General features: G+C 36.5%; 22 protein-coding genes. 6 read left to right on the forward strand and 16 right to left on the reverse strand.

What is annotated here, in order from left to right:
- A complete protein-coding gene (rsmH, locus tag FFS26_RS06580) occupies positions 1-894 on the reverse strand; it encodes a 16S rRNA (cytosine(1402)-N(4))-methyltransferase RsmH (RefSeq protein WP_137904595.1) in 894 nt (297 codons plus the stop codon).
- 50 nt (positions 895-944) lie between these two features.
- Positions 945-1,403, reverse strand: coding sequence for a division/cell wall cluster transcriptional repressor MraZ (gene mraZ / locus FFS26_RS06585; protein WP_041461948.1), 459 nt, complete (start codon positions 1,401-1,403; stop codon positions 945-947).
- A gap of 272 nt (positions 1,404-1,675) precedes the next feature.
- On the opposite strand from mraZ, the gene FFS26_RS06590 reads away from it, so the two are divergent.
- From FFS26_RS06590 to FFS26_RS06600, 3 genes are all read left to right on the forward strand, one after another.
- Positions 1,676-2,437 carry an alpha/beta fold hydrolase gene (locus FFS26_RS06590; protein ID WP_047426276.1) on the forward strand — a complete coding sequence of 254 codons (762 nt, stop codon included), beginning with the start codon at positions 1,676-1,678 and terminating at the stop codon, positions 2,435-2,437.
- A gap of 61 nt (positions 2,438-2,498) precedes the next feature.
- Entirely contained in the window at positions 2,499-3,122 is a 624-nt protein-coding gene (yihA, locus tag FFS26_RS06595) for a ribosome biogenesis GTP-binding protein YihA/YsxC (RefSeq protein ID WP_137904596.1), read from the forward strand.
- On the forward strand, positions 3,115-3,564 hold the full coding sequence (locus tag FFS26_RS06600; RefSeq protein WP_110011281.1) for a GNAT family N-acetyltransferase: 450 nt from the start codon (positions 3,115-3,117) through the stop codon (positions 3,562-3,564). The genes yihA and FFS26_RS06600 overlap by 8 nt, the downstream gene beginning before the upstream one ends.
- A 219-nt stretch (positions 3,565-3,783) precedes the next feature.
- Here FFS26_RS06600 and FFS26_RS06605 read toward each other — a convergent pair whose 3' ends face one another.
- The 4 genes from FFS26_RS06605 to FFS26_RS22430 form a co-directional block, all read right to left on the reverse strand.
- Entirely contained in the window at positions 3,784-4,851 is a 1,068-nt protein-coding gene (locus tag FFS26_RS06605) for a type I restriction endonuclease (RefSeq protein ID WP_137904597.1), read from the reverse strand.
- Between the two features lie 123 nt (positions 4,852-4,974).
- Positions 4,975-5,640 carry a response regulator gene (locus FFS26_RS06610; RefSeq protein ID WP_110011280.1) on the reverse strand — a complete coding sequence of 222 codons (666 nt, stop codon included), beginning with the start codon at positions 5,638-5,640 and terminating at the stop codon, positions 4,975-4,977.
- Between the two features lie 12 nt (positions 5,641-5,652).
- Positions 5,653-7,338 (reverse strand): tetratricopeptide repeat-containing sensor histidine kinase, encoded by a 1,686-nt coding sequence (locus FFS26_RS06615; RefSeq protein ID WP_137904598.1) that lies wholly within the window; start codon positions 7,336-7,338, stop codon positions 5,653-5,655.
- A 64-nt stretch (positions 7,339-7,402) separates the two neighbouring features.
- Positions 7,403-7,579 carry a hypothetical protein gene (locus FFS26_RS22430; protein ID WP_171006251.1) on the reverse strand — a complete coding sequence of 59 codons (177 nt, stop codon included), beginning with the start codon at positions 7,577-7,579 and terminating at the stop codon, positions 7,403-7,405.
- A gap of 363 nt (positions 7,580-7,942) precedes the next feature.
- Between FFS26_RS22430 and FFS26_RS06620 the strand changes: the two genes are divergently transcribed.
- Positions 7,943-8,779 carry a hypothetical protein gene (locus tag FFS26_RS06620; RefSeq protein ID WP_137904599.1) on the forward strand — a complete coding sequence of 279 codons (837 nt, stop codon included), beginning with the start codon at positions 7,943-7,945 and terminating at the stop codon, positions 8,777-8,779.
- 133 nt (positions 8,780-8,912) lie between these two features.
- Here FFS26_RS06620 and msrA read toward each other — a convergent pair whose 3' ends face one another.
- The 9 genes from msrA to FFS26_RS06665 form a co-directional block, all read right to left on the reverse strand.
- Positions 8,913-9,467 (reverse strand): peptide-methionine (S)-S-oxide reductase MsrA, encoded by a 555-nt coding sequence (gene msrA / locus FFS26_RS06625; protein ID WP_137904600.1) that lies wholly within the window; start codon positions 9,465-9,467, stop codon positions 8,913-8,915.
- 606 nt (positions 9,468-10,073) lie between these two features.
- Positions 10,074-11,042: an ROK family protein gene (locus FFS26_RS06630; protein ID WP_137904601.1), complete on the reverse strand. Its 969-nt coding sequence runs from the start codon at positions 11,040-11,042 to the stop codon at positions 10,074-10,076.
- A 79-nt stretch (positions 11,043-11,121) separates the two neighbouring features.
- Positions 11,122-12,333, reverse strand: a complete 1,212-nt coding sequence (locus tag FFS26_RS06635) for a PepSY-associated TM helix domain-containing protein (RefSeq protein ID WP_137904602.1) — start codon at positions 12,331-12,333, stop codon at positions 11,122-11,124.
- Positions 12,334-12,384: 51 nt separating this feature from the next.
- Complete coding sequence (locus FFS26_RS06640) at positions 12,385-14,499, reverse strand: TonB-dependent receptor (RefSeq protein WP_137904603.1); 2,115 nt, start codon at positions 14,497-14,499, stop codon at positions 12,385-12,387.
- The gene (locus tag FFS26_RS06645) at positions 14,432-15,700 is read right to left on the reverse strand and encodes a PepSY-associated TM helix domain-containing protein (protein ID WP_228449399.1); all 1,269 of its coding nucleotides are present in this window, start codon (positions 15,698-15,700) and stop codon (positions 14,432-14,434) included. The genes FFS26_RS06640 and FFS26_RS06645 overlap by 68 nt, the downstream gene beginning before the upstream one ends.
- A gap of 40 nt (positions 15,701-15,740) precedes the next feature.
- The gene (locus tag FFS26_RS06650; protein ID WP_110011272.1) at positions 15,741-17,897 is read right to left on the reverse strand and encodes a TonB-dependent siderophore receptor; all 2,157 of its coding nucleotides are present in this window, start codon (positions 17,895-17,897) and stop codon (positions 15,741-15,743) included.
- Positions 17,898-18,048: 151 nt separating this feature from the next.
- Positions 18,049-21,123, reverse strand: a complete 3,075-nt coding sequence (secA, locus tag FFS26_RS06655; RefSeq protein WP_110011271.1) for a preprotein translocase subunit SecA — start codon at positions 21,121-21,123, stop codon at positions 18,049-18,051.
- Between the two features lie 122 nt (positions 21,124-21,245).
- On the reverse strand, positions 21,246-21,467 hold the full coding sequence (locus FFS26_RS06660; protein ID WP_002662059.1) for a DUF2795 domain-containing protein: 222 nt from the start codon (positions 21,465-21,467) through the stop codon (positions 21,246-21,248).
- A 136-nt stretch (positions 21,468-21,603) separates the two neighbouring features.
- Positions 21,604-22,632, reverse strand: coding sequence for a GDP-mannose 4,6-dehydratase (locus tag FFS26_RS06665; protein WP_110011270.1), 1,029 nt, complete (start codon positions 22,630-22,632; stop codon positions 21,604-21,606).
- A gap of 76 nt (positions 22,633-22,708) precedes the next feature.
- Between FFS26_RS06665 and FFS26_RS06670 the strand changes: the two genes are divergently transcribed.
- Positions 22,709-23,764: a DUF389 domain-containing protein gene (locus FFS26_RS06670; RefSeq protein WP_110011269.1), complete on the forward strand. Its 1,056-nt coding sequence runs from the start codon at positions 22,709-22,711 to the stop codon at positions 23,762-23,764.
- A 35-nt stretch (positions 23,765-23,799) separates the two neighbouring features.
- Positions 23,800-24,597, forward strand: coding sequence for a DUF2797 domain-containing protein (locus FFS26_RS06675; protein ID WP_137904604.1), 798 nt, complete (start codon positions 23,800-23,802; stop codon positions 24,595-24,597).
- Positions 24,598-24,663: 66 nt separating this feature from the next.
- Here FFS26_RS06675 and FFS26_RS06680 read toward each other — a convergent pair.
- On the reverse strand, positions 24,664-25,470 hold an 807-nt coding region (locus FFS26_RS06680; protein ID WP_137904605.1), incomplete at its 5' end, for a thioredoxin family protein.

Here is a 25,470-nt window from a genome sequence, read left to right on the forward strand (position 1 = left end):
TTATACTTTAATTCCCGTTCTCATCTTGGCACTTCTTGCTCTTGAGTTTTCTTCGATTTCCTGATCGTCAGGAATGATCGCTTTACTCTTTATCAATTCGAATGCCTTTTTATAATTTCCGTAGATATCTCTTTCCGGCTCTCCTTCGAACATTCCGTTTTTCAGGAATCTTTTTACCAAACGGTCTTCTAAGGAGTGATAAGAAATAACGACTAATCTTCCTTCCGGTTTCAACACATTAAAAGCCTGAACCAACATCTCTTTCAATACTTCAAGCTCCTGGTTGACTTCAATTCTTACTGCCTGGAAGAGCTGGGCATAGAATTTATTCACTTTGTGAGGCGGAATGTAGCTGAACAATTTTTTCAGATCTTCCGTGGTTTCTATACTTTTTGTTTTTCTGTGATGAACAATTTCTCTCGCCAGCTTCCTTGCTTCTCTCAATTCTCCATAGTGGTAAAAAATGTCTGCAAGTTCTTCTTCCTCATATTCATTAATCACTCTTTTGGCATCAAGATTCTGCATCACATTCATTCTCATATCCAAAGGAGCATTGCTTCTTGTTGAGAATCCTCTGTCTGCTTCATCAAACTGATGGGAAGACACACCTAAGTCTGCCAAAACACCATCTACCTGTGAAATGCCATACATCAGCAAGGAGTTTTCCAGGAATCTGAAATTCTGATTCACTAATGTAAACCTTGGGTCATCAATTGTATTTTTAAGTGCATCCAGATCCTGATCAAAACTGAACAATCTCCCTTTGTCGGAAAGTCTGCTCAGGATTTCTCTTGAGTGGCCTCCGCCTCCAAAGGTGCAGTCCACATATATTCCGTCAGGATTCGTCACCAAATCATCAACACTCTGCTTCAACAAAACGGGGTTATGATACATGCTTAATTGTGTTTTTTATTTACTACTAATCAATTAATAACCTACTGCTGCTATTCTTCATCGAAAGAGCCCATCACATCTTCGGCAAGGCTTGCAAAATCAGCTTCGTTGGTGGCAATTACCTTTTCATAAGCATCTTTATCCCAAATCTCAAAGAGTTCTCCTGCACTGGTGATCACAATATCCTTCTGAAGATTTGCGAAAACCGTAAGGTCTTTCGAGATCTGTAATCGTCCTGCATTATCCAACTCTACTGTTTTTACTCCTGCCGTAAACATTCGTATGAAATCAGCATTCTTTTTTATGAATCTGTTCAGTTTATTAATTTTACCCATCAGTTTGTCCCATGCATTCATAGGATAAACTTCCAGACAAGGTTGGAACACAGATCTTTTGACTACAAACGCCTTATCGTCGAAGTTTTCCATCTGTTTGATTAAAGATGAAGGAACTTTTAAGCGGCCTTTGTCGTCAATTTTACACTCATATGTCCCAATGAAATTTTTCATTTGGGACAAATTTATATAATAATTTCCAAAATTTCCCACTTTTTCCCACTTTTTGACTCAATGTTAATAAGTTTTATTAAAGATTGAATTTCAATAATGTAAAATACTGATATGAAGAGACTTGTTGAAAGTGTTATTTAAGCCATAATAAAGAGGTTCTGAAAAAAAAAGTTAAAAAGGAGAATATTATATTATTTTTATCTTAAATTAGGATTATCAAAATTTTTTTGAGGTTTAATTTGTATTTTTGCAGGGCTTTATTAAGGCGTTTTATGATATTTAGTACAAAAAAAGAAAAGAAATATTCCTATGTAGAAGCGGGAGAAGGACATCCATTAGTGCTGTTGCACGGGTTAATGGGTGGTTTGAGTAATTTCGATAAAATGGTAGATTTTTTTTCGGATAGAGGCTTTAAAGTATATGTTCCTCAGCTGCCGATCTATGATCTGCCGGTACTCAATACGAATCTTACCACGATTGCAAAATATATTATCAAGTTTATAGAAAGTCATATTTCCGGTCCCGTAACTATTGTAGGAAACTCAATGGGAGGACATGTAGGACTTATATTAACTTTGGCGAGACCTGATCTGGTTAAGAATCTTGTTCTTACTGGAAGCTCCGGTCTTTATGAAAGAACTTTCGGAGACAGCTTTCCAAGAAAAAATGACCGTTCTTATATCAGAAAGAAAACGGAAGAAGTTTTCTATGATCCAAAGGTGGCCACAGAAGATCTTGTAGATGAAGTTTTTGCAGTCGTTAATGACAGAATGAAGGGAATAAAGACGGTAATGCTGGCAAGAAGTGCCATCAAACACAACATGCTGAATGATCTTCCGAAGATTGTGACACCTACCTGCCTGATCTGGGGTAAACAGGATAATGTTACTCCACCTGAAGTGGCAGAAGATATGCACAAGTTTATTCCGAATTCCGATTTATTCTGGATTGACAAATGCGGCCATGCTGCCATGATGGAAAAACCGGATGAATTCAATGAAATCCTGTACAACTGGATAAAAGATAAAGTTTAAAACATATAATGACCATTAAGAGCTTTTCTTAATGGTTTATTTTTCTAAAATACATTCAAAAATGATTATCAAAACAGCAGAGTTTGTAAAGAGCAGTGGAAAATGGCAGGAATGCCCTGAACCCAATATTCCCGAATATGCTTTTATCGGAAGGTCGAACGTAGGAAAGTCATCACTGATCAATGCCATGATGAATCATAAAGATCTGGCCAAGACATCGCAGACTCCCGGGAAAACCCAGCTGATCAATCATTTTTTAGTGAACGAGAACTGGTATCTTACCGATTTACCCGGATATGGTTATGCAAAGGTTTCAAAAGTCCAGCGAAAGCATTTTGAAAAGCTGATCACCAATTATATTCTGAACAGAAGAAATCTGGTCAACCTTTTTGTATTGGTAGATGTAAGGCATACTCCGCAGAAAATCGATCTGGAATTTATCCAGTGGTGTGGTGAAAGTGGAATACCGTTTTCCATTGTCTTCACAAAGGCAGATAAGCTGAAACCGAATGCCGTTATCAAAAATGTTGAAGACTATAAAGCTGAACTTCATAAAACATGGGAAGATCTTCCTGAATTGTATATTACCTCAGCAGAAAAGAAAGAAGGAGGAGATAAAATTCTTGATTTTATCCAAAAGACCAATGAGTTTTTAACTAATAATAATATAAGTTTCGATGAGTAATATGATCTGGAAAATCAAAACATTTGATGAGTTTACTGTTCCGGAACTATATGCAGTACTGAAAGCCCGTATTGATGTTTTCGTTATCGAGCAAAATTGTCCTTATCCTGATCTGGATAATTATGACCAGAAAGCCGTTCATATCTGGGCTGAAGAAGAGGGACAGGTACTGGCCTACTGCCGGATTTTTGATAAAGGAATAAAGTATGATGAAACTTCTATAGGAAGGGTTCTGACCACAGAGCTGGCGAGAGGAAAAAGCCTGGGTAAGCAGTTGATACAATATGCCGTAGAAACTATAGAAAACCGTTTTCACACTTCTGAAATCAAAATATCCGCACAGGATTATCTTTTAAGATTTTACAGCGGATTCGGATTTGTAGATACAGGGAAAAAATATCTGGAAGATGATATTCCGCATACGGAAATGATAAGAAAGTAAAAAGGTATCTCGTCTGAGATACCTTTTTCGAACTGTATAAAATTATATTGGGTGTTATTAGTTTTTTCATCATTTCTTACATCAAAAGTAAGTCTATTGTGAAAAATAACCTTACGGAAAACCGTAATTGACTTAAATTATTCCTAAATCTTTGCAAAAAGCAACATGTTGTTCACCTTTCCTGCTATTTTAGGTGATTTATTGCTTTCGAATATATTTTTAATAATTTTCCAGTGTTTTATGAAGTTCTTCTCTAAAGTTATAAATTTCATCCAGGTTATTTAATAGGACTTTTTCTCCTGCATCCTTGCCATTATGAAAGGTTTCAATGTATTTGTTAACTGTATTGAAATGTAATCTGCAAAGAGGTTTTCTGTTATTGTCATCAAGTAAAATTCCAAAATAAGATAATGTATCCCTATAGGCAATACGTGCTGCTGGAATTTTTTCCCGCATAATAGCTTTTACGATTTGAAAACCTTCAAGTTCTTCTTCAGTAGTCACAATTTTAGAATCATTATTTTCGTCAATAGGCTGAGATGTTTTTATATCTTCTTCCTGTTTCTCAATTTGTTCGTTGATATTTAAAGCAGACTTAAGTCTGAAACTTATAGATTCATTAATAGAAGTTGCTAATGCTTTTTTTGTATACTCTTTAAAAGAGAGCATTCTATTAGCGGTCATTGGTTTTTCAAAAAATCTTCCAACCAACAGTTTTACAATTTCATCAGATGGAGATTCTATTTCTTTTTCGAATTCTTTTCGTATAGCCTTAATGTACTTCAATGCTTCAGCAGAGTCGAGAATACTCTCAAGGTTATAATCCTTTTTAGTAAAACTTTCCAATATTTTGATTGAACTGTCTTTTAAGTCTTCAATATTAATGGTGAAAAATGGCTTTTCATCCATAATATTAGGCTTTTCAAGATCTGTATAAAAATTATAAATAATTCCGTTAGTCAGAACACCAAATCTTGTTTTAGAAACATGATAATATCTGTGGAGCTGAGAATTATGGGCATCAGCACTTTCTCTCCAGTGTTTACATTCAATAATAAAAATAGGCTCATCATTGTTTTTAATTACATAATCCACTTTTTCTCCTTTCTTAGTTCCTATATCGCAGATATGCTCAGGTACCACTTCTGTAGGATTGAAAATGTCATAGCCTAAAATTTGTATAAAAGGCATTACAAAAGCATTTTTAGTAGCCTCTTCAGTTGAAATGTGATCTTTTAATCCTGATACTTTTTGTTGTAACTGCTCAAGTTTAATTTTAAGGTCCATCCGGTTATTTTTTATTTGTACTCAAAAATATAACCCTTTAAAGTTCAATCCTTACGGAAAACCGTAAAGCAAAAACCTTTCAAAAAATGAAAGGTTTGTATACGAAAATGACTCTGGTAACGTTTAAATTATTCCCAGATCTTTACAAAAAGCAACAAGCTGTTCATTACTTGTTATCTGAAGATCTTCTTTCATACTGTTGAGTTTTTTCTCTACGCTGCTTAAGCTGTTGGGCTTAATATCGTTATTCTGAAGATAAACCGGTATATTTTTCTGTAAAACTCCCTGCGATAAGAGAGACACCAAAGTGATGTCATAGTTGGAAAACTCATAATTGTTGAGCTTCTTTACTTCCTGTTTAAGATCCAGGGAAAGATAATTTTCATTCACATAGGTAGAAGCGATGGCTTTTTTCAGTTCTTTTGAATCATTTCTGGCCTTACGCACAAAACCATTGATTTTGTATTCATTAAAGAGGCTATCTATAATCCCGGATCTGTGCTCGGCTGAAAATACAATAACTTTCAGTGAAGGATGAAGCTCTCTAACAGTTTTTATCAGTTCTTTTCCATCTTTAAGATTCTGTATATTATGGTCTTCTTCAAAAGAAAGGTCTGTAATTAACAAATCATAAAGATCATCTTCACGAATAGATTTTTGAATTTTAGCTAATGCATCATCACAATAATAAACATAATCTGTGTTGGAAATATGAAGGTCTTCTAATGTTTTCTGTACAGAAATACTGCTGCTTTCGTGATCTTCAGCTATTAAAATTTTTTTGAACATTCTTTTTCTTTTTTAAGAAGCAGGAAATGAAATATAAATTTTCAATCCCTTTTCGGTTTCAGTGTCAAAAATAATTTCTCCATGAATAGTTTCAATACGGGAATCCGTATTTGTTAAACCATTTTTGTAGATAATTCCTCCCGGGATACCGATGCCATTGTCTGTATACTGAATTTGTATGATGTTATTTTTTCTTTCAAATTTAAAGGCAACAAGGGTGGCATGACTGTGTTTTTTCATGTTGATAAGAAGCTCCCGCATCACCTGGTAAATTTCTTCCCGGGTAAAATCATTCAAGGTCTTCCATATATTTTCGTCGTTTCCGGCAAGATAAGTTTTTACATTTTCATTATTAAACGAAGCAATAAGTGTTGACACTCTTTTACTGAATTCCGGTTTATTTTCAGAAGTGGTCTTCTCATAAGAAATATCCCTGGACTTTTCGTAGACAAATTCCAGCTCATCAAGTACTCTTTCTTTGTCAAAATCTTCCTGATTTTCGATCTTCGTCATCACCTGGTAAATCCCATTGGCCACCACATCATGTACTTTTTTGGAAAGATGAAGTTGATTTTCTTTTATTCTTAATTCGTTTTCCCGCTGCAGTCCTTTTTTTCTTCTCTTGTAAACAATCCAGCCGCCAATCAGAGTTAAAGACAGAATTCCTAAAACTACATTCTGCTTCAGAATCCTGTTTTGTTTTTGAACAGTAATAATTTTTAACTTTTGGTTTTCTGCATTCTTCTTTTCTACATCAAATTCTATTAATGCAAATCTGTTTTTTGCTTTATCTTTAGATAGCTGGATGCTGTCACTCAGATACTGATATTCTGCAAAATAGTCTTGTAAGTTACTTTTTGTATCACTTTTTACCAGAAATTCGATGGCTTCTATTCTGTCACCTGGGTTTTTGATTACTTTTGCTAAAAGGTATTTTTGATGGTTATGATACAAGGCTTTTGATTTATCTGAGTGTAAGTAATACTCAGCAAGATGAGAATGACTGGATATCAGACCCGCTTTATCGTTGATTTTTTGTCTGAGAGCAAAAGCTTTTAACAGATTGGGTTCTGCATTGTAGTTTTTATTTTCAAGCCAGCTTATATAACTGTAATTATCTAAAATCCGGGCATAATCAATCTCATTTTTTTGCAGGTTTTTTTCCTTAAGAAGAGATTGATAGATATGAATTGCCTTCGGATAATTTTTCAGTTTTCCATAGGTGTCTGCAATGTTATTTTTAATAGTGATTTTCTGAGAATTATCCGAACTCAGCTGTAAAGCTTTATGATACCAGTTGAGAGCCTCAGAATAATGCTTGAGATTTTTTTCAGATATTGCAAGGTTATTATAAATGGAAGGAAGATAGGCAGAGTCTCTGGGCAGTTTTAAAAAGGACAATGCATCGATAGCTCTTTCATTACTGCTAAGGTAATCTCCGATATCATTGAGGATAATAGCCTTGATAATTAAGCACGATGCAATATCAGCTGAATCATTTTTTAGCTTATAAATACTTTCTGCTTTAGATAGAAGGGTAAATGCCTTTTCATTATCATTATTATATAAAGCTGCCGCTTCATTATACATTTTGTCCGCTTCAGTGGAAGGGGCTTTTACCGGAGGATTTCTGTTTTCAGAAAAATTGCAGCTAATGAATAAAAGAAAAATTCCTACAAATTTAAAACCGGGATACATGATAGTAATTGATAACAACTAAAGATATTAAAAAAAGGACAATTTTCATTGCCCTTTTGTTTAATTATTTTTTTGGAGGCAAAATCTGCCCTGTTTCTCCACTGGTGTCTTCCGGAGTCATTCCTGTTTCGGTTGTAAAACTCATTGCAGAGGGTTCGTAGTTATTGTTATCAGTTGCTGTTGTATTGGCATTATTATCTGAAAATGCTAAGCCTAATAGCATCATTATAATTTGGATCATTTCCTTTAAAATTTTCGAAATTGAAATCGTATTTCTTCCTCTCACGATGTATGGATCATGAGCTGTACACTGTTAAAATTTCGAAGCGCTTCTTAATTTTTTAGGGAAGTGAACCTTTAAAAACGGAGGCGAAACATCTGCTTCCCGATCCGGAGTTTAATCTCTGTTTTCTCTGGTTTTTTTGAAATCAGTTTTTGGTCATATTTTGTTGATTTCTAAGGCAAATTTGCGGCAAAAAAGAATAGAGATGTTAGACAAAACATAGACATCAATAGACAGTAATGAAGTGTGGAGTTATTACGGAAATCCGTAATGAGGTATGACTGAAAATCATCTACTTTGTAATGCCCGAAAACACTGTTTATGTCCAAGAAAAAACTACTGATTAATGAAGTATTTGAGCAGGCAAGAAAAGAGTCGGAGAAAACCACAAAAAGTGGATTGGCTTCTTATCTGCATCTTTGTTTTATTGATAATCTGAAATTCTATGATATTTCAGAGAAAACATTCATCCGATATTATGAAGACTTTGTAGAAGGGAACAGCTGCAGGAATATTGAGACAGAGAGGCTCAACAAGATGAGCCAGTATATAGGCTATAAAGACTTCACTGATTTTTCAAGGACTTTTATCAGAAATGATGAAAAAAAGAATCTGACCACGGTAAAAATAAGTGTGGATCAGGATGAGGAGGTTATATCAGAGAGGCTGTCTAAAATCAATATTAATATCATTAATGAGCAGCATTTTAAGATGCCGGAGTTTGCCAGACAAAATAGTTTTGGTCTCTTAGGGATATTAATGCTTGGAGGATTTTTGATCGGGAATTATTACTGTTCATCCGGAAACAGAAACGTGCATGAACCATTCAGTTTTTTGACTCTTCCCGCAGTTGAAAAAAATTGTATGTACTGGGATCAAAATGAATATAAGCTTGCCGATTGCAATGAAGAAAATCTTGTATTGAATATTGTTCCTAAGGATGATATTCAGATTAAATACTTTAAACGGGTTACGAGAAAAGATACACTTACAGTAGAAAATGCTTTGGGAAAAATGTGGTATTCAAAAGTCAGGGGGAAAGTTGAGTTTTTTACTATGGATGGAGTTGACCCGGAAAACAAAAAAGAATTAAAACCAGCCACAGAATACATCATTAGAAAATATTCGGGTAAAAATGAAATGATACAGGCAGAATAGACTTCCAATATTTAAAATTCAACAGGAATGTTTCCCGGTATACGCATGTTTGCATCAAACAAGAAGCGAAGAGATTTTCTCTTCGCTTCTTTTATTTTTATATTGATTGTAAATGTCCGAATTACATTTTGTTTTACTCTGCATTCAGCATTCCCATCTCTCCGAAGTGTTTTTTAAACTTCTGGATTTTTGGTCCCACTACAGTGCTGCAATACGGCTGTGTCGGATTTTCATTATAATATCCCTGATGATATTGTTCTGCCGGCCAGAATTTGTCGAATTTCGTTAATTCCGTTACATAGGTACCTGCCCATCTTCCCGATTCCTGAGATACCTTGATGGCTTCTTCAGCTTTTGCTTTTTCTGCATCATCTTTATAGTAAATAACAGAACGGTACTGGGTACCGATATCATTTCCTTGTCTGTTCAATTGAGTAGGATCATGAAGGAAGAAAAACACATCCATCAGCTGTTCATAAGAAATAACTGACGGATCATAAGTAATCTGTACCACTTCCGCATGTCCGGTTTCTCCTGTACAGACTTCCTGATAAGTCGGATTGTCTTTATGTCCACCTGAATATCCTGAAATAGCAGATTGTACCCCTTTCAGCATATTGAAACAACTCTCCACGCACCAGAAGCATCCGCCTCCGAAAGTAATCTGTTCTAAATTATTGTTGTCCATTGTAGGTAATTATATTGTTTTATGATCTCTTCCTTTATCCGGAAAAGCTGATCAAAAATAGGAAAAACTTTTTCATTTAAACACGATTTTACGTCTGAAACGTAAATTGCAATGATAGATGTGACAAATAATTCTAAACACAAATAACACCGATGTTTTCACAAATAACACAAGGAAAATAGTATGCAGTTTCTCGCACCTAATCATCGTAAAGTAGTTTAGAACGGTTAGTATTAGCCATGTCATGCTGGGCTTTGTCAAAGCATTTTACTTTTTAACACAAATAACACCAATGCTTTCACAAATAGGCATAAGAAAATATAACCCGATCATCTGTGAAAATCTGTGCGATCTGTGGTCAAAATAGATTCAATACAAATGTTAATGATTGATATCTGAGATCATTTAAAAAAGTGGGAATTAACGCTGTCATGCAGAGCATAGTCGAAGCATCTTATTATATTCTCCCTTTTACTTTTAAACAAAAATAACACTAATATTTTCACTAGAAAATATAGAATAATAACCTGTGAAAACCTGTGCAATCTGTGGGAACAAAAAAAGCACCCTAAGAGGATGCTCTGAATTATTTACAATAGCGTTCAGTTATTTTTCCCAAACCAAAGCACTTGCTCCAAGAATGGCGGCATCTGCTTCGTCAAGCTCACTGAATACCAGTTTTACCTTATTTCTGAAAATAGGAAGAAGGTTTCTTTCCATATGCAGTTTAGCAGGCTTTAAGATAAAATCTCCCGCTTTGATTACTCCTCCAAACAGAAGAATAGCTTCCGGTGAAGAGAACATAACAAAATTAGCCAGGGCCTCACCCAGTTTCTGACCCGTATATCTGAAAACCTCAATTGCAATAGGATCTTCCTTGATAGCACATTCGTATACTGTTTTAGAATTGATCGCATCTTCAGGATATTGGTTCAACATGGATTCCGGAAATTCCGCCCTCATTTTTTTGGCTGTAATGGTAATTCCCGTAGCAGAAGCATACGCTTCCAGACTTCCTTCTGATCCTGTGCTCCAATGCTTTCTACCACCCGGTTTTACAATCGTATGACCCAATTCTCCGGCAAACCCGTCATGTCCATAGATTAAACTTCCATTGGCAATGATTCCGCTGCCTACCCCTGTTCCCAGTGTAATCATGATGAAATCCTTCATTCCTCTTGCTGCTCCGAAAAGCATTTCTCCAAGAGCTGCCGCATTGGCATCATTGGTTACTGTACAAGGCAGATTGAATTTTGCCGTCATCAGTTCAGCGAAAGGAATAACGCCTTTCCAGGGAAGGTTAGGAGCAAGTTCTATCGTTCCTTTGTAGTAGTTTGCATTAGGTGCGCCTACTCCAATTCCGTCAAAGTGTGCTTCAGTTCCATACTTTTCCATCATTGGATAAACATGGTCATATAAAGCATCAATGAAATCCTCAACTTTGTCATAAGCATCGGTTCTCAGGTTTCCTTTATCCAGAACTTCTCCACGGTGGTTTACGATTCCGAATTTAGTATTGGTTCCGCCGATGTCAACTCCAAGGGCAACTTGTTTTGATAAATCTATTAATGACATTTCTATTATTAAATTCTAGGGGCTAAAATTATAAAAAAGATTGTATTAATGGATTATTAATAGGGTTTTATTTAATATGTTAAACCGTTTTTACTGTTTTTTTCTTTTTTCTGCCCCACCATATCATAAATCCGGTAACCGGAAGCGAGGCACAAATGATACTTACAATAAATGCAATGATCTTGGTGGGAAGTCCCAGAATAGCACCTACGTGAATATCATAATTGGCGTTCACAACCTTTTCTCCGAAGTTTTTGTCTTTCGGGTCATGAGTGTGCAGCAATTCCCCTGAGTTTTCATCAAAGATTAAGCTGCTGCTTTTATGGTACGAATAAGAAAGATGCTTTACATATACTTCAAAGTTGGGGTGCTCGTGATCATCCATATGCGGATGTCCTAAATCGATGGCGAAACCATAAGATTCAGGATATTTTGTCTGTACTGTATTGATGATTTTATCCAGTGTTCCTTCTGTTCTCAATTCGATAGGTGCCTTTGTTTTAATATGTGAGAAGTCGGGATATTTTGTTTCTCCACCGGAAAATATCACATAGATCATCGCCTGCACCACAAAGAATGCATAGAAAAGTCCCGTGATGGAAAAGATCAGAGCAAAGATCGATGCGTAAAATCCCAGTACATTATGAAGGTCGTAGTTTTTTCGCTTCCAACTTTTAATATTTTTCCATTTGAAGGCAAAACGCTGTTTTCTGGCTGCTTTGTTCTTGGGCCACCATAGAATGATCCCGGAGATCAGCATGATAATAAAAATAATAACAGGAATTCCCACTACATAAGTTCCCCAGTCCTGTTTCAGGAGGTAGCTCCAGTGGATCATTTTTACAATATTGAAGAATCCGTTTTTCTCATCATAGACTCTCAGTACTTTTCCGGTGTATGGGTTTACATAGGCCTGTTTGTAGATAGGAAATTCATCAAAATAGTTCCAGGCATCTGTATTATGTTCATACCAGAAGAACATATAGGACATTTTTTTATCAATAGGAACATTTACCCAGTGGATAGGATACTTTTCTTTTACCTGCTCCGCAACAGCCTTTTCCATCACTCTGATGGGAAGGACCTGTTTCTGCTCTATATTTTGCTCGTGATGGTAGATGACATCTTTTCGGGTGATATTTTCCACTTCATCCTTAAAGACGTACAATGCCCCGGTAACAGAGATAATAAAGATCAGGAAGCCTATTCCCAATCCGAACCACAGATGCAGTTTGGCGGACCATTTTTTGATAAAGCCCGGTTTCTTTTTATGATGATGCTTTTTCTTCATATAACAGTAAAAAGTAAAGCAAAGATATGCTTTACTTTTTATTTAGATTAATTAAAATTTGTATTCAATCATGAATGTCCCTCTCAATCCAAGAGCATTAGTAAAATCACTGTCTCTTGCTGTCCACCATGAAATGGCAGGCTGGTACAGTTTGTTGAAAAGGTTTTCAATACCTAATGATACTCTCCAGTTGTTGTTAACCTCATAACTGGATTTGAAATTGAAAACAGTATACTCAGGTACATATCCTTCACCATAAGCATACAATCCCGTCTTGGCATTTGGTTCAAATCTGTTCTGCTGGAAAGAGTGAAGCATATCAAGACCAACGGATAGAGCTGGAACAGGTCTTGCCTGAACATATGCCAATACTTTAGGCGCAGAAATTCTGCTGTTGTTGATTTTTGTTGAATAATCACCGTCATCTTTTACAGAAGTAATTCCTTCCATCCAGCTGTAGCTTCCACCAAACTGAATCCATTTTACCGGGGTAAAGTGTAAGAATCCTTCCACTCCATATACGATTTCAGGAGATCTCTGAATCATTAATGCTCTGTCCGGACTTTGCACAAATGATGCTCCCAGTTTAGAGGTACTCACATAAGAAGTTAATTCATAGTTCAACCAGCTGGAAAGCTGTCCTGTTGCTCCCAATTCGTAATTATTAACGATGATGGGTTTTGTTTCCAGGTTTTTGATCGTTTCAGAAGTTGAGGTTCTTAAAATTCTTCCTAACTCATTGATAGAGTAGGCCTGAGAGAAGCTACCAAAGAGGTTGATATAAGGCTCAATATTATAGCGGATACCAATATTTCCTACCAGTGCATTGTAGCTCAGTTTTCCACCTGCAACAGGAATACTTTTCGTAAAAGTTCCGTCACTTTTAAGGGTTGAAAGGGTATTGAAGTCATCAACATTTACTTTGATGTTCTCGTAGCGAAGTCCTCCTTTGATGGTAAATTTTTTAAACAGATCAATTTTTGCCAGAACGAAAGGCGCAATATTGGTCATATTCATATTGGGAGTCCAGAAACGTCCGTCTTCCAGCTTTTGAACAGTTTCATCATTCAGAATATCGGCTCCGTAGATGATTTCTGCCTGAGAGTTCGCTGAATTCCAAAGCTGGGTATCAAAATTGAATCTTGCTCCTGCTTTTTTTGAGATTACATTCGACTGCCCGCCGTTGAAAAAGGTGTCGCTGTAGCCGTAAACGGTTTTAAAATCCTGATAATAAAGGTTGATATTCAAAGATGTTCCTGCAAACAGGTTCTTATTGTCGTAGCTTACTCTTATGTTATGGTTTTTCGGAGTTCCCTGGGGAGTTGTTTCCAAACCTTTCCCAATTCCTTCACCAATCGTTGGCTTGATGCCATATTTTCCTGTTTTTAATCCTACATTCAGATCTGATCTTGAAGAATAACTAATATAAGAAGCCTCAATTCTCTGATTTTCGTTGATGTCATAACCTATTTTCAACAGTCCGTTGTAGTTGTCCATCTTCGCAATGCTATAGGTAGGACTTATCAAAACACCATCACCGTCTTTTGTATATCCTGTTCTTTCGTAGGCTAATGAAAGGGTATAATCAAACTTGTTGATCTTTCCTGATAAAAGCTGACTGGCTCTTACTCCTAAAGTACCTCCATAAGGCTGCCCTGTAAGCCCGATCTGTGAAATTCCGGAGATTTTTTTATCTGTTTTGCTTCTTTTTGTAATATAATTGATGATCCCTCCGTCTGCTCCGTTACCATAAATGGAAGAAGCTCCTTTGATTACCTCTATTCTTTCGATCGCTGAAGGGTCAATGGTTCTTAAATCTCTTGCTCCGTTACGAAGTGGGGTAGACTGTGGAATTCCATCAATCAAAACTAGAACCTGACGTCCTCTTAAGGTCTGTCCTGTATTGGATGTCTGCCCTGAATTGGTTCCTAAACTGGGAACGGTATACTGCAGGATGCTTGTGATATCTGAGTTAACGGTCAGCTGAGACTGAATCTGTTTCTCTCCTACCACCGTTATGGAGCTTGGAACTTCTTTGATGCTTTCCTTTTTTCTGGAAGCAGTCATGACAACCTCGTCTACATTTTTAGTTTGTAAACTATCTTTTACCTGAGCAAAAACAGTAGCAGTTCCTAAGCAGGCAGCTGATAAAAGCACTTTTTTCATTATATTTTCTTTCCTTTTTTTTTCTTTTTCCCCACCAGACCAGAAATCCGGTTACAGGGAGCGATGTACATGTGAGGCCGGCTATAAACCAGATGACTTTTCCAATGATTCCGAAGTAGGAACCGGTATGGATGTCATAATTGGCGTTGGAATATTTCTCGGCAGTATTGAGATTGTGATGAGGTTTATTGGCGAGTAGTTTTCCGGAGTATTTGTCGAATGTCAGGATGTTTCTTTCACTGTATCTTCCATCCATTCCGTAAACCGTTACAGGAAGATTCTTCAGTTCTTTTCCTTTTTTATTCTTTCCGTTCAAAGTAATTCTGAAGCTGGATGATTTTGCGTACAGCTTTTGAGTTTGTGTCGCAGCGAGATCAAAAACAGCTTCATTCTTTGCCATCAGAGAGTCCGGAGATTTTCTTTCTTTTTCCTTTGGAAGTTCCCATGAACCTGATAATGCAAAAGTAAAAGTGTTTTTTACATAGGGATAAGCAAAATAAAGCCCTGTAATACTTAATAGCAATGCAATAAATGATGCATAGAATCCAAGAACATTATGAAGATCATAATTTTTACGCTTCCAGTTTTTTACATTTTCCCAGTTGAACCAAAAACGTCCTTTTCTTGCATTTTTGTTTTTAGGCCACCATAAAATGATTCCTGTAATCAGCATAATGACGAAAATAACAGTTGGGATTCCTACAGTATACGGTCCCCATTCTGAATTAAGCAGAAGCCCCCAGTGGATATATTTCAAGATGTTGAATACATCATACTTCTCATTATAAACCGCCAGGATTTGCCCGGTGTACTGATTCACATAGACCAGTTTGTTAATGTGTACCTGCTGAAAATAATTCCATCCTTTTTTGCTTTTGTCATAGTACTCAAACTGGTAGGATTTATTTTTATCCAAAGGAATTTCTACAGCGCTTACAGGATATTTTTCATTAAGTTCCAGCGTAACTTTTTCACGAAGCAGATTAATAGACAATGGCTTTTTTCCGATATCCTCCTTTTTCAGGTAAATGGCTTCTTTGCGTAAGCTATTCTGTATTTCATCCTTAAAAACATATAAAGTCCCTGAAAGAGAGACTATAAATACAATGATTCCAACAGATAAACCCAGCCACAAATGCAGCTTTGCAGACCATTTTTTTGTGGAAGAAACCTTCTTTTTATGATGATGCTTTTTTCTCATAGCAAAAAGTTAACCCCATGAGGGGCTAACCTTTGATTTTTTAAAATTTATATCCTATTGATACTCTCCAGTTACGCGGAGCATTGTAGATCCAGGCATATTCTCCTCCATCACCTCTATATCCGCTGTAAAGCTTTCTGTTAAGAACATTGTTCAACATAAAGTTAATATCGAATTTTTTAGCAACATAAGAAACGCCGAAGTTGGTATCAAAATAATCAGGAAGACTCTGATCTTTTGTGGCACTTACCCCATACCAGGATTGTCTTCCTCCCTGATATTGATATCCTGCAGAAATACCGAAACCATTTAAAACACCATTCTGGAATCTATAGTTGATCCAGGTATTCTGAACATTTTTTGCATTTCCTGGAGACTGAACTCCAATTCTTGCAGGATCTGTGTCTTTGATGGTTTTTGCATCAGTGTAGGCATAGTTTACAATGATGTTCAATCCTTTGATGATTTCTCCTTTGATATCTGTTTCAAAACCTCTTGCTCTTTGTTCTCCGGTTGGAATCTGAAAAGCAACTCCACCGTTTTCATTAGCGTTTCCTGCTACAAGAATATTTTGTCTTCTGATTTCGTATACTGCGAAGGTAGAGTTCCATTTTCCACCGAACCAGTCTTTCTTCAATCCAAATTCAATATTCTGACCTCTGAAAGGATCTGTAATCAGGGTCTGATGAATTCCTGTTCCGGATTGTGGTACAAAAGTCTTATCATAGATTCCGTAAGCAGAAAAGTTTTCATTAATAGAATAACTCACTCCAACTCTTGGGGTAAATTCACCCGCTGTATCTGGTACAACAGGAGTTCCAGGGCTCAGATTAGGGTATGCAGAATAGGTTTTACCGCTGGTATACCTTCCTGCTAATGTTAATCTCAATTTATTATTAAACATTTCAATCTGATCCTGAGCATAATATGAAGTATATTTTACCCCCTGATCGTTATAAAACGGAGCAGAAGTGTTTAAGCTATAAAAGTCAGAAGAAGGAAGTTTTGAAGGATCTACTCCATAATTTACATTATAAATATTAATAGGGAAAGGACCTCCGGCAAAAGATGAAAAGTCTGCATTATACTTTCTGTCTCCATAATCGAATCCTGCAATTATTTTATGTACAATGTTTCCTGTGTTAAGCTTACCTCTTACATAGGTTTGGAAAATGTGATTTTTTCCTTTTGCCTGCCAGTTGCTTAAGGTTCTGTTGAAAACATTCTTATTGTTCGCATCAAAAGTTCCCCACCAAGAACCTCCGTCGTAATTCAGGTCCATATAAGCATATTGTGTGCTCCAAACCCAATCTTTGAAAAGTTTTTGGTCTAAACTTAAAAATAAACTCTGATCTTTTACTTCAGTTTTCTTGAAGTTCGGATCATTAAAGTTGGTATGTACATTCAGTGAAGCGTATCCGTCATTTGACATCAGATAAGCTCCCGGCTGGTTGAATTTTAAATACTGATAATTGTATTGTGCTGTAAATGTAGTCGTCTTTGTAGGTCTGAAAGTAATGGAAGGGGCAACAATGAATTTGTTTGTTTTGTCATTTTCCACCCAGGATTTATTAGAGCTTCCCATCAAATTGATACGGTAGTCTAAAACCCCGTCTTTTACAAGAACTCCATCCAGATCAGCTTCTCCTCTGAAAAGATTATAGCTTCCCGTTGTGAAACGCACACTGTTGGCAAACTTTCCTGTAGGTTTTTTAGTTACTACATTATAAAATCCGGCAGGATCTCCCATAGATCCCATAAATCCGGCAGGACCTTTTACAAACTCTATTCTGTCTATGATAGATGCGTCAGGATTGATGGGTCCCCAAGTAGAAGAAACATTCATCCCGTTCATGAAAGTAGCAATACCTGCTCCTCTCATGAAAACATTGGAATATACATTATCCCAGTGTTCTACTTTTCTTGCCCCACTTACGTTACGGACTATTCCTTCAGACATATTTAGAGTCATCTGATCAGCAAGAACCTGTGAACTTACAGACTGTACATTTTGTGGCAGCTCAAGAATAGGCGTCTGAATTCTCAGTGAACCTGAAACCTCATTCAGCTTGTACTTCTGATAATATCTTCCGTTAACAACTACTTCTTCAATGTCATTGGATTTGATGGTGTCTTTTTTTTGCGCAGAAACCAATATTGTTCCCAGTGCGGAAGCACAGATCAGTACATTTTTCATGAAACTCAAATTTTCTGCAAATATATTATTTTTAACTGTTCTAAATAAATAATAATATTGATATTTATCATAAAATTATTATATACTGAATAACAAAAAACCGCTATGGCCAATGCCAGAGCGGTTTTTAGATGATATTATTAAATTTTTCTTAAGCCGGAATTTCGCCTTTATATAAGAAAGAAATAATTTCTTTGTTTAATTTATCGATCATTTCACTGAATAAGTGGAAAGATTCCTGCTTGTAAATTACCAATGGATCTTTCTGCTCGTAAACAGCTCCTTGTGAAGATCTTCTTAAGTCGTCCATCTCACGAAGGTGAAGCTTCCAGTTTTCATCGATAATTGATAAAGTGATATTCTTTTCAAAATCGTTCACTAAACTTTCACACTGAGTATCGTAAGCTTCTTTAAGATCAGCTACAATTGTCATTGTTTTGTGTCCGTCTGTGAATGGAACCTGGATCATTTTGAACATTGAACCTTGATTTTGGTATACATTCTCAATGATTGGGAATGATTTTTCTTTCAATAGGTTCAGCTTCATTTTGTAGTCTTCCTGAGCTGCTTTGAATAAGATATTCGTCAGATCCTGAACGTTTTTATTATTAAAATCACTTTGAGAAACCGGAGATTCCATTGTGAATGTTTTAATGATTTCGTATTCAAAATCTTTATAATTTCCTGAAGCTTTCCCTTTCGCAACGATAGAATTAGCTACATCAAAAATCATATTGGTGATGTCATACTTCAAGTGGTCTCCGAAAAGAGCATTCTTTCTTCTCTTGTAGATTACGTCACGCTGCTTATTCATAACATCATCGTACTCAAGAAGCCTTTTTCTTGTTCCGAAGTTATTTTCTTCCACTTTCTTCTGAGCTCTTTCAATAGACTTACTGATCATAGAGTGCTGAATTACTTCACCCTCTTTATGCCCCATTCTGTCCATCATTTTAGCAATTCTTTCAGAACCGAACAAACGCATTAAGTTATCTTCAAGAGATACGTAGAACTGAGAACTTCCCGGATCTCCCTGACGTCCCGCTCTACCTCTCAACTGTCTGTCAACACGTCTTGAATCGTGTCTTTCAGTACCGATAATCGCTAAACCTCCCGCATCTTTTACTTCCTTAGAAAGCTTGATATCCGTACCACGTCCTGCCATGTTGGTTGCAATGGTTACAACTCCCGGCTGTCCTGCTCCAGCTACAATTTCCGCTTCTTTTTTGTGAAGCTTTGCGTTCAATACCTGGTGTGGGATCTTTCTTAATTGAAGTGCTTTTGATAGTAATTGAGAAATTTCAACAGAAGTAGTACCTACAAGTACAGGTCTTTTCTGTGCTGTTAATTTTTCAATTTCTTCGATGACAGCATTATATTTTTCTCTATTCGTTTTGAAAACCAGGTCTTGTTTGTCATGTCTTAAAATAGGACGGTTGGTAGGAATTACCACAACGTCTAATTTGTAGATTTCCCAAAGTTCTCCAGCTTCGGTTTCAGCAGTACCTGTCATCCCCGCAAGCTTGTTGTACATACGGAAATAGTTCTGAAGCGTGATGGTTGCAAAAGTTTGAGTAGCTGCCTCAATTTTTACATTCTCTTTCGCTTCAATTGCCTGGTGAAGACCGTCTGAATAACGACGTCCCTCCATGATACGACCTGTCTGCTCATCAACGATTTTTACTTCACCATCAATCACCACATACTCATCATCTTTTTCAAATAACGTGTAAGCTTTCAATAGCTGGCTCATGGTGTGAACACGCTCAGATTTTTCAGCAAATTCAGCGAAAAGTTTTTCTTTAGCTTCGAACTCTTCTTCTTTGGGAAGATTTTTAGCTTCTACTTCAGCAATCTCAGTTCCGATATCCGGAAGTACGAAGAAGTTAGGATCAGAGTTACCTTGAGACATGTATTCAACACCTTTGTCTGTAAGATCAACCTGATTGTTTTTCTCCTCGATTACGAAGTAAAGATCTTTATCTACAATCGGCATATCACGGTTGTTGTCCTGCATGTATTGTGCTTCAACTTTCTGAAGCAATGCTCTGTTTCCGCTTTCCGATAAGAATTTGATTAATTGTCTGTTTTTTGGAAGACCTCTGTATGCCTGAAGTAATTTGAAACCACCTTCTTTTGTATTTCCTGCAGCGATTAATTTCTTCGCTTCATTGAAAATAGCGGAAACGGTTTTCTTTTGTACTTCAACAATTCTGTCGATAGAAGGCTTAAGAACATCAAACTCCTGTCTGTCTCCCTGAGGAACCGGACCTGAAATGATCAATGGTGTTCTGGCGTCATCTACCAATACAGAGTCCACCTCATCTACGATAGCAAAGTTAAGTTCTCTTTGTACCAGTTCTGAAGGTGATGTCACCATGTTGTCTCTCAGATAATCGAAACCGAATTCGTTATTCGTTCCATAGGTAATATCCGAGTTGTATGCTTTTCTTCTTCCGTCCGAGTTCGGTTGGTGGTTATCAATACAATCGATAGACATACCGTGGAACTGATAAAGAGGTCCCATCCATGCCGAGTCTCTTTTTGCAAGATAATCGTTCACGGTTACAACGTGTACCCCTCTTTCAGGAAGTGAATTTAAATAAATAGGTAATGTTCCTACCAAAGTTTTACCTTCACCGGTTGCCATTTCGGCAATTTTACCACTGTGAAGAATAATCCCTCCGATAAACTGAACATCATAGTGGACCATATCCCAAACTACAGGAGTTCCGGCAGCGTCCCATGAGTTTTTCCAAACAGCTGTGTCTCCCTCAATGCTGACGAAATCTTTTCCCGCAGCAGCCAGTTCTCTGTCCCAGTCACTAGCCGTTACACGGATTTCTCCATTCTGAGCCCATCTTCTTGCCGTTTCTTTGATCAATGCAAAAGCTTCGGGAAGAATCTGAACCAGAACTTTTTCTTCAATTTCGTAAGATTCTTTCTTTAAAGACTCAATTTTTGAGAAAAGAGCTTCTTTTTCATCAACGTTGGTTGAATTTTTTATCTGCTCTTTTATCTGTTCTATTTGAGCGGTGATCTTGCTGGTTGCAGATTTTATATTCTCTTTAAACTCAGCCGTCTTTTGTCTCAACCCATCATCTGACAATTGTTGGATGTTAGGTTCTACAGCTCTGATTTTTGTTACAACTTTTTTTACTTCTTTTAGGTCCTGCGCTTTTTTGTCTCCCAAAAACCCTTTAAGAACTTTGTTTAAAAAACTCATAAATTTTTTGCTTTATGCTTAATGCAAAATGCTTTAAGCGTTTTAAATAACACTTATCGTGTAAATTATATATAAAAAGGGCAAAAAAGCTCTAAGCACGCAGCCTAAAGCTTATCGCTTTATTAATATTCGTCCTCGTTCCAAAGGAAATCCTCGTCAGTAGGATAGTCACTCCATACTTCTTCGATAGATTCATAAATTTCTCCTTCATCCTCAATAGCCTGAAGGTTTTCTACTACTTCCATTGGTGCACCAGTTCTGATTGCGTAGTCAATAAGCTCTGCTTTTGTCATTGGCCAAGGTGCGTCACTTAGATATGAAGCTAATTCTAATGTCCAGTACATAATTTTCTAATTTTTTGCAAAAGTATAAAAATAGGTTGTATAATAAACTTTTTTATACTTGATTTTCAATTCTTTTTATAATTTTTTCTTATAAATGTCTGTCACAAACTAACTGGCAGCTATGTCAGCCATTTACTTATTGTCGTTTTCTCAAAAACCATTCCACAAATTTTTTTATGCCATTTTGGAAGTCTGTGGCCGGATTATACCCTATTAAATCCTTTGCTTTTGTAATATCGGCATTCGTTTTTGTGACATCTCCCGGCTGCATTGGCAGAATTTTTTTGATGGCAGATTTTCCCAATGCCTTTTCAATAGTAGCCACCATTGCAGACAAAGTGATTACCTGGTTTTCACCCAGATTCACAATTTCATAAATTCCTGAATTGTTTTCCAGATAAAGAATAGATTTGGTAATTCCATCAATGATATCATCTATATAAGTATAGTCTCTGGCCGTATTTCCGTCACCATAGAAAGGGATTTCCTGATTTTCCGAAATAAGCTTTGTGAACTTGTGTATGGCAAGGTCAGGTCTCTGTCTTGGTCCATATACTGTAAAAAACCTGAGCTGGATCATATCTATATGGTATAGATTATGGTAAACATGTCCTATAATTTCTCCGCTTTTCTTGGTAGCAGCATACGGAGAGATAGGATTGTCTACATTATCTGTTTCCGCAAAGGGAATTTTTTCATTGTTTCCATAAACACTTGACGAAGATGCACAGATGAATTTTTTAATATGGAAATCCTTACACAGTTCCCAAAGATTCATAGTACCCCGTACATTCACTTCTTCGTACTCCAGAGGACGTTCAATAGAAGGGCGAACACCGGCAAGTGCAGCAAGATGGATCACCATGTCAATATGATGATTCTTAAAGATGTTTTCAAGACCTTTTAGGTCCCTGATATCCTGCCAATAGAGGGAATATTGGTCAGAATGGGTGAGGGAAACCAAACGCGGAATATCCGTCTCTTTATCCGAGAATTCAAAATCCGAATTTTTACCGATTGACTCTAAAGTATTTTTAATTTTTACCTGATAGTCATAGAAATTATCAAAATTGTCAATGTTTATGACAGAATGTCCATTTTTTAATAATTTCTCTATTAGATGGGAACCAATAAAGCCGCTTCCTCCGGTTACAAGATAATTCATTTGTTGATTTTAATAGACAAATTTATTAATAAAACTTGAATGACGTTTTTATACTTTTGTCTGAAAATATAAATCAATGATAAATCTTCAAAAGTTATTTGTACTTCCCAAGGAAGAAGATGAAGAATTTACATTTGGCGAGATAGAGGAAGGTATTTATTTCCGCGGTCATAATCTCTGGCTTCTGGTAATTTCCATGGGTATTGCTTGTATTGGGTTAAATGTTAATAGCCCGGCTGCGGTAATTGGTGCAATGCTTATTTCTCCATTGATGGGACCTGTTGTTGGAATTGCATTTGGGTTTTCTATAGGAAACAGGAGGCTTATAAAGCTTGGTGTTTATAACTGGCTTTTGATGATTGTAGTGGCCATTTGTTCTTCCACATTATATTTTCTGGTTTCTCCTTTTCATTCAGAAACTTCACAGCTTGAAAGCTTTAAAACGGCAACGATTTTTGACTGTTTTTTAGCCCTGCTTGGAGGACTTGCATGGTTTCTGGGGATCGTAAGGAAAGAAGCAATCAAAGTTATCGCGGGGGTGGCAGTTTCTACAGCATGTATACCTCCTTTGTGCACAGCAGGATTTGGTATTGCTAATGGAAACTGGGAATATTTTTGGGGAGGCTTTTATTTTTATCTTATCAATTGTTTTTTTATAGCGGTGGGAACCTGGGTATTAAGCCTCGTGTTAGGATATCAGAAGTATTACAGAGAAAAAAACAGCAATAATCGTAAAGTTTCTGTATGGATAAGCTTACTTTCCGTTATTATTTTGATTCCGAGTATATTGCTTACCAAAAAGAAATGGGAGAATGAAACATTGAAAGAGAGGTCGGAAAAATATATCAGAATTATTAAGGAAAGCCATCCTGAGCTGGCTATTATTAATCATGAGTCATTTAAAGAAAAAACACAGAATTTTTTAAGGATCACCCTTTTGAACGACAGTGTTACCATCAGTAAAAAAAGACTGGATGAACATAATGAATTAGTGAAGGATATTCATCTGATATGGCAGTATTCACCTCAGTCAAAAAATATAAATAATCCGGAATTGCAAAAACTTCAAAGCCAGATAAATGCTCTAAAAAAGGAGCTGGATGAGATTAAATTGCAAAAAAAGATCAAATAAAATTTCTATATTTACTTATACTTAAAAACATCATTATGCAGTTTCAAGGGCAAATTTTAAAGATGACAAGCTACGATGCTAAGCCAATCCAATACTATCTCAATCTTTCCGGGGATCTGATCCACATGAATGAGCTGTTTGGAAAGGAGTTAAGCATAAAACATACAGGATTCCAGTGTGTAAATTGTGGTGAAAATAAACCAATTTACAGAATGGGATTCTGCAAAAATTGTTTTTTTGAAAGCCCTTATGCAAGCGATACCATTATCCGCCCGGAACTTTCTACAGCACATTTAGATATTGCGGAACGCGATCTTGAGATCGAAAAACAGATTCAGCTGCAGCCACACACTGTTTATCTGGCCTATACAGGAGATGTAAAAGTAGGCGTAACCAGAAATACACAGATTCCTACAAGATGGATTGATCAGGGTGCAACTTTTGCATTGCCTATCGCAAGAACGGAAAACCGTTATGAAGCAGGAATGATAGAAGTAGCTTTAAAAGAACATCTGGCAGATAAAACCAATTGGAGAAAGATGCTGCAGGATGATTTTGAAGGAGAAGTAGACCTTGCCGATTTCCGACAAAAGATAAAAGAATATTTTCCTGACGATTTCCAGAAATTTTACAGCGATGGTGAAGAGCTGTGGATGTTTGATTATCCTTTTGAAAAACCGGAAAAAGTTTCTTCATTTACTTTGGATAAAAAACCTGAATTTACAGGAAGGCTTACCGGAATTAAAGGACAGTATCTGGGATTTGAAGGAGGGAACTTTATCAATGTAAGAGGACATGAGGGATATGTGATCGAACTCGAAATAAAGAACTAATATTAAATGATAGCCTTAACTTAGATGCAGATATCTTAAGCTAAGGCTATTTAAAAATGAATTTTATCAGTGGGCATAATAATTTACCCCGCATTCAAGGAATTTTTTGAAATCCTCTTTAGGCATATATCCTGAAACAGGCGTGTTGATTACTTTGCCGTCCGGAGTAATTAAAACATAGTGAGGCTGAGAGTTGTTGTTAAAGTTCACTTGCTGGAATAAACTCCATCTGTCTCCAATTGTTTTTACCTTTTTGATCTGTCCGTCACCCAGGTTAATTTTGGTTTTCTGATCCTCAGGAAGTTCTTCTTTGTCGTCTACATAGAGAGAAGCCAGTACTACATCGTTCTGAAGAATCGGTAAGATATCCGGTTCGCTCCAAACAAATTCCTCCATTTTTCTACAGTTTTCACAACCGTATCCTGTAAAGTCGATCAGGATGGGTTTATCCTCTTTTTTGGCCAGTTCCACAGCTTTGAAGAAGTCGTGCTCCGGATGCATTCCTAAAATCCCGTCTTTTTCATCATGGAAATAGCTCACATTCAGAGGAGGTAAGATTCCGCTTAATAACTGAATTTTAGGACGGTCAGATGGAATTAACCCCTGAACCAGGTAAATCACAAAACCAATTCCCAATACTCCCAATATCTTCCTTGTTATGGAGATTTTAGGCTTTTTATCATCATGCGGGAATCTGATGAATCCTAATAAGTATAATGCCAATCCTAATGCAATAATAATCCAGATGGCAATGAAAAGCTCTCTTTTTAAGAAGAATGTTTTGGATACAAGATCAGCTTTAGACAAGAATTTCAATGCCAATGCCAGTTCTACGAATCCTAAAACTACTTTTACCGTATTCATCCATCCTCC

It is taken from the genome of Chryseobacterium sp. 2VB (assembly GCF_005503635.1).
Lineage (GTDB): Bacteria > Bacteroidota > Bacteroidia > Flavobacteriales > Weeksellaceae > Chryseobacterium > Chryseobacterium cupriresistens.

Bases quoted from the DNA above. Each gene is read 5' to 3' on its own strand.
- rsmH (WP_137904595.1), bottom strand. From the start codon at position 894: ATGTATCATAACCCCGTTTTGTTGAAGCAGAGTGTTGATGATTTGGTG.
- mraZ (WP_041461948.1), bottom strand. From the start codon at position 1,403: ATGAAAAATTTCATTGGGACATATGAGTGTAAAATTGACGACAAAGGC.
- FFS26_RS06590 (WP_047426276.1), top strand. From the start codon at position 1,676: ATGATATTTAGTACAAAAAAAGAAAAGAAATATTCCTATGTAGAAGCG.
- yihA (WP_137904596.1), top strand. From the start codon at position 2,499: ATGATTATCAAAACAGCAGAGTTTGTAAAGAGCAGTGGAAAATGGCAG.
- FFS26_RS06600 (WP_110011281.1), top strand. From the start codon at position 3,115: ATGAGTAATATGATCTGGAAAATCAAAACATTTGATGAGTTTACTGTT.
- FFS26_RS06605 (WP_137904597.1), bottom strand. From the start codon at position 4,851: ATGGACCTTAAAATTAAACTTGAGCAGTTACAACAAAAAGTATCAGGA.
- FFS26_RS06610 (WP_110011280.1), bottom strand. From the start codon at position 5,640: ATGTTCAAAAAAATTTTAATAGCTGAAGATCACGAAAGCAGCAGTATT.
- FFS26_RS06615 (WP_137904598.1), bottom strand. From the start codon at position 7,338: ATGTATCCCGGTTTTAAATTTGTAGGAATTTTTCTTTTATTCATTAGC.
- FFS26_RS22430 (WP_171006251.1), bottom strand. From the start codon at position 7,579: ATGATCCAAATTATAATGATGCTATTAGGCTTAGCATTTTCAGATAAT.
- FFS26_RS06620 (WP_137904599.1), top strand. From the start codon at position 7,943: ATGTCCAAGAAAAAACTACTGATTAATGAAGTATTTGAGCAGGCAAGA.
- msrA (WP_137904600.1), bottom strand. From the start codon at position 9,467: ATGGACAACAATAATTTAGAACAGATTACTTTCGGAGGCGGATGCTTC.
- FFS26_RS06630 (WP_137904601.1), bottom strand. From the start codon at position 11,042: ATGTCATTAATAGATTTATCAAAACAAGTTGCCCTTGGAGTTGACATC.
- FFS26_RS06635 (WP_137904602.1), bottom strand. From the start codon at position 12,333: ATGAAGAAAAAGCATCATCATAAAAAGAAACCGGGCTTTATCAAAAAA.
- FFS26_RS06640 (WP_137904603.1), bottom strand. From the start codon at position 14,499: ATGAAAAAAGTGCTTTTATCAGCTGCCTGCTTAGGAACTGCTACTGTT.
- FFS26_RS06645 (WP_228449399.1), bottom strand. From the start codon at position 15,700: ATGAGAAAAAAGCATCATCATAAAAAGAAGGTTTCTTCCACAAAAAAA.
- FFS26_RS06650 (WP_110011272.1), bottom strand. From the start codon at position 17,897: ATGAAAAATGTACTGATCTGTGCTTCCGCACTGGGAACAATATTGGTT.
- secA (WP_110011271.1), bottom strand. From the start codon at position 21,123: ATGAGTTTTTTAAACAAAGTTCTTAAAGGGTTTTTGGGAGACAAAAAA.
- FFS26_RS06660 (WP_002662059.1), bottom strand. From the start codon at position 21,467: ATGTACTGGACATTAGAATTAGCTTCATATCTAAGTGACGCACCTTGG.
- FFS26_RS06665 (WP_110011270.1), bottom strand. From the start codon at position 22,632: ATGAATTATCTTGTAACCGGAGGAAGCGGCTTTATTGGTTCCCATCTA.
- FFS26_RS06670 (WP_110011269.1), top strand. From the start codon at position 22,709: ATGATAAATCTTCAAAAGTTATTTGTACTTCCCAAGGAAGAAGATGAA.
- FFS26_RS06675 (WP_137904604.1), top strand. From the start codon at position 23,800: ATGCAGTTTCAAGGGCAAATTTTAAAGATGACAAGCTACGATGCTAAG.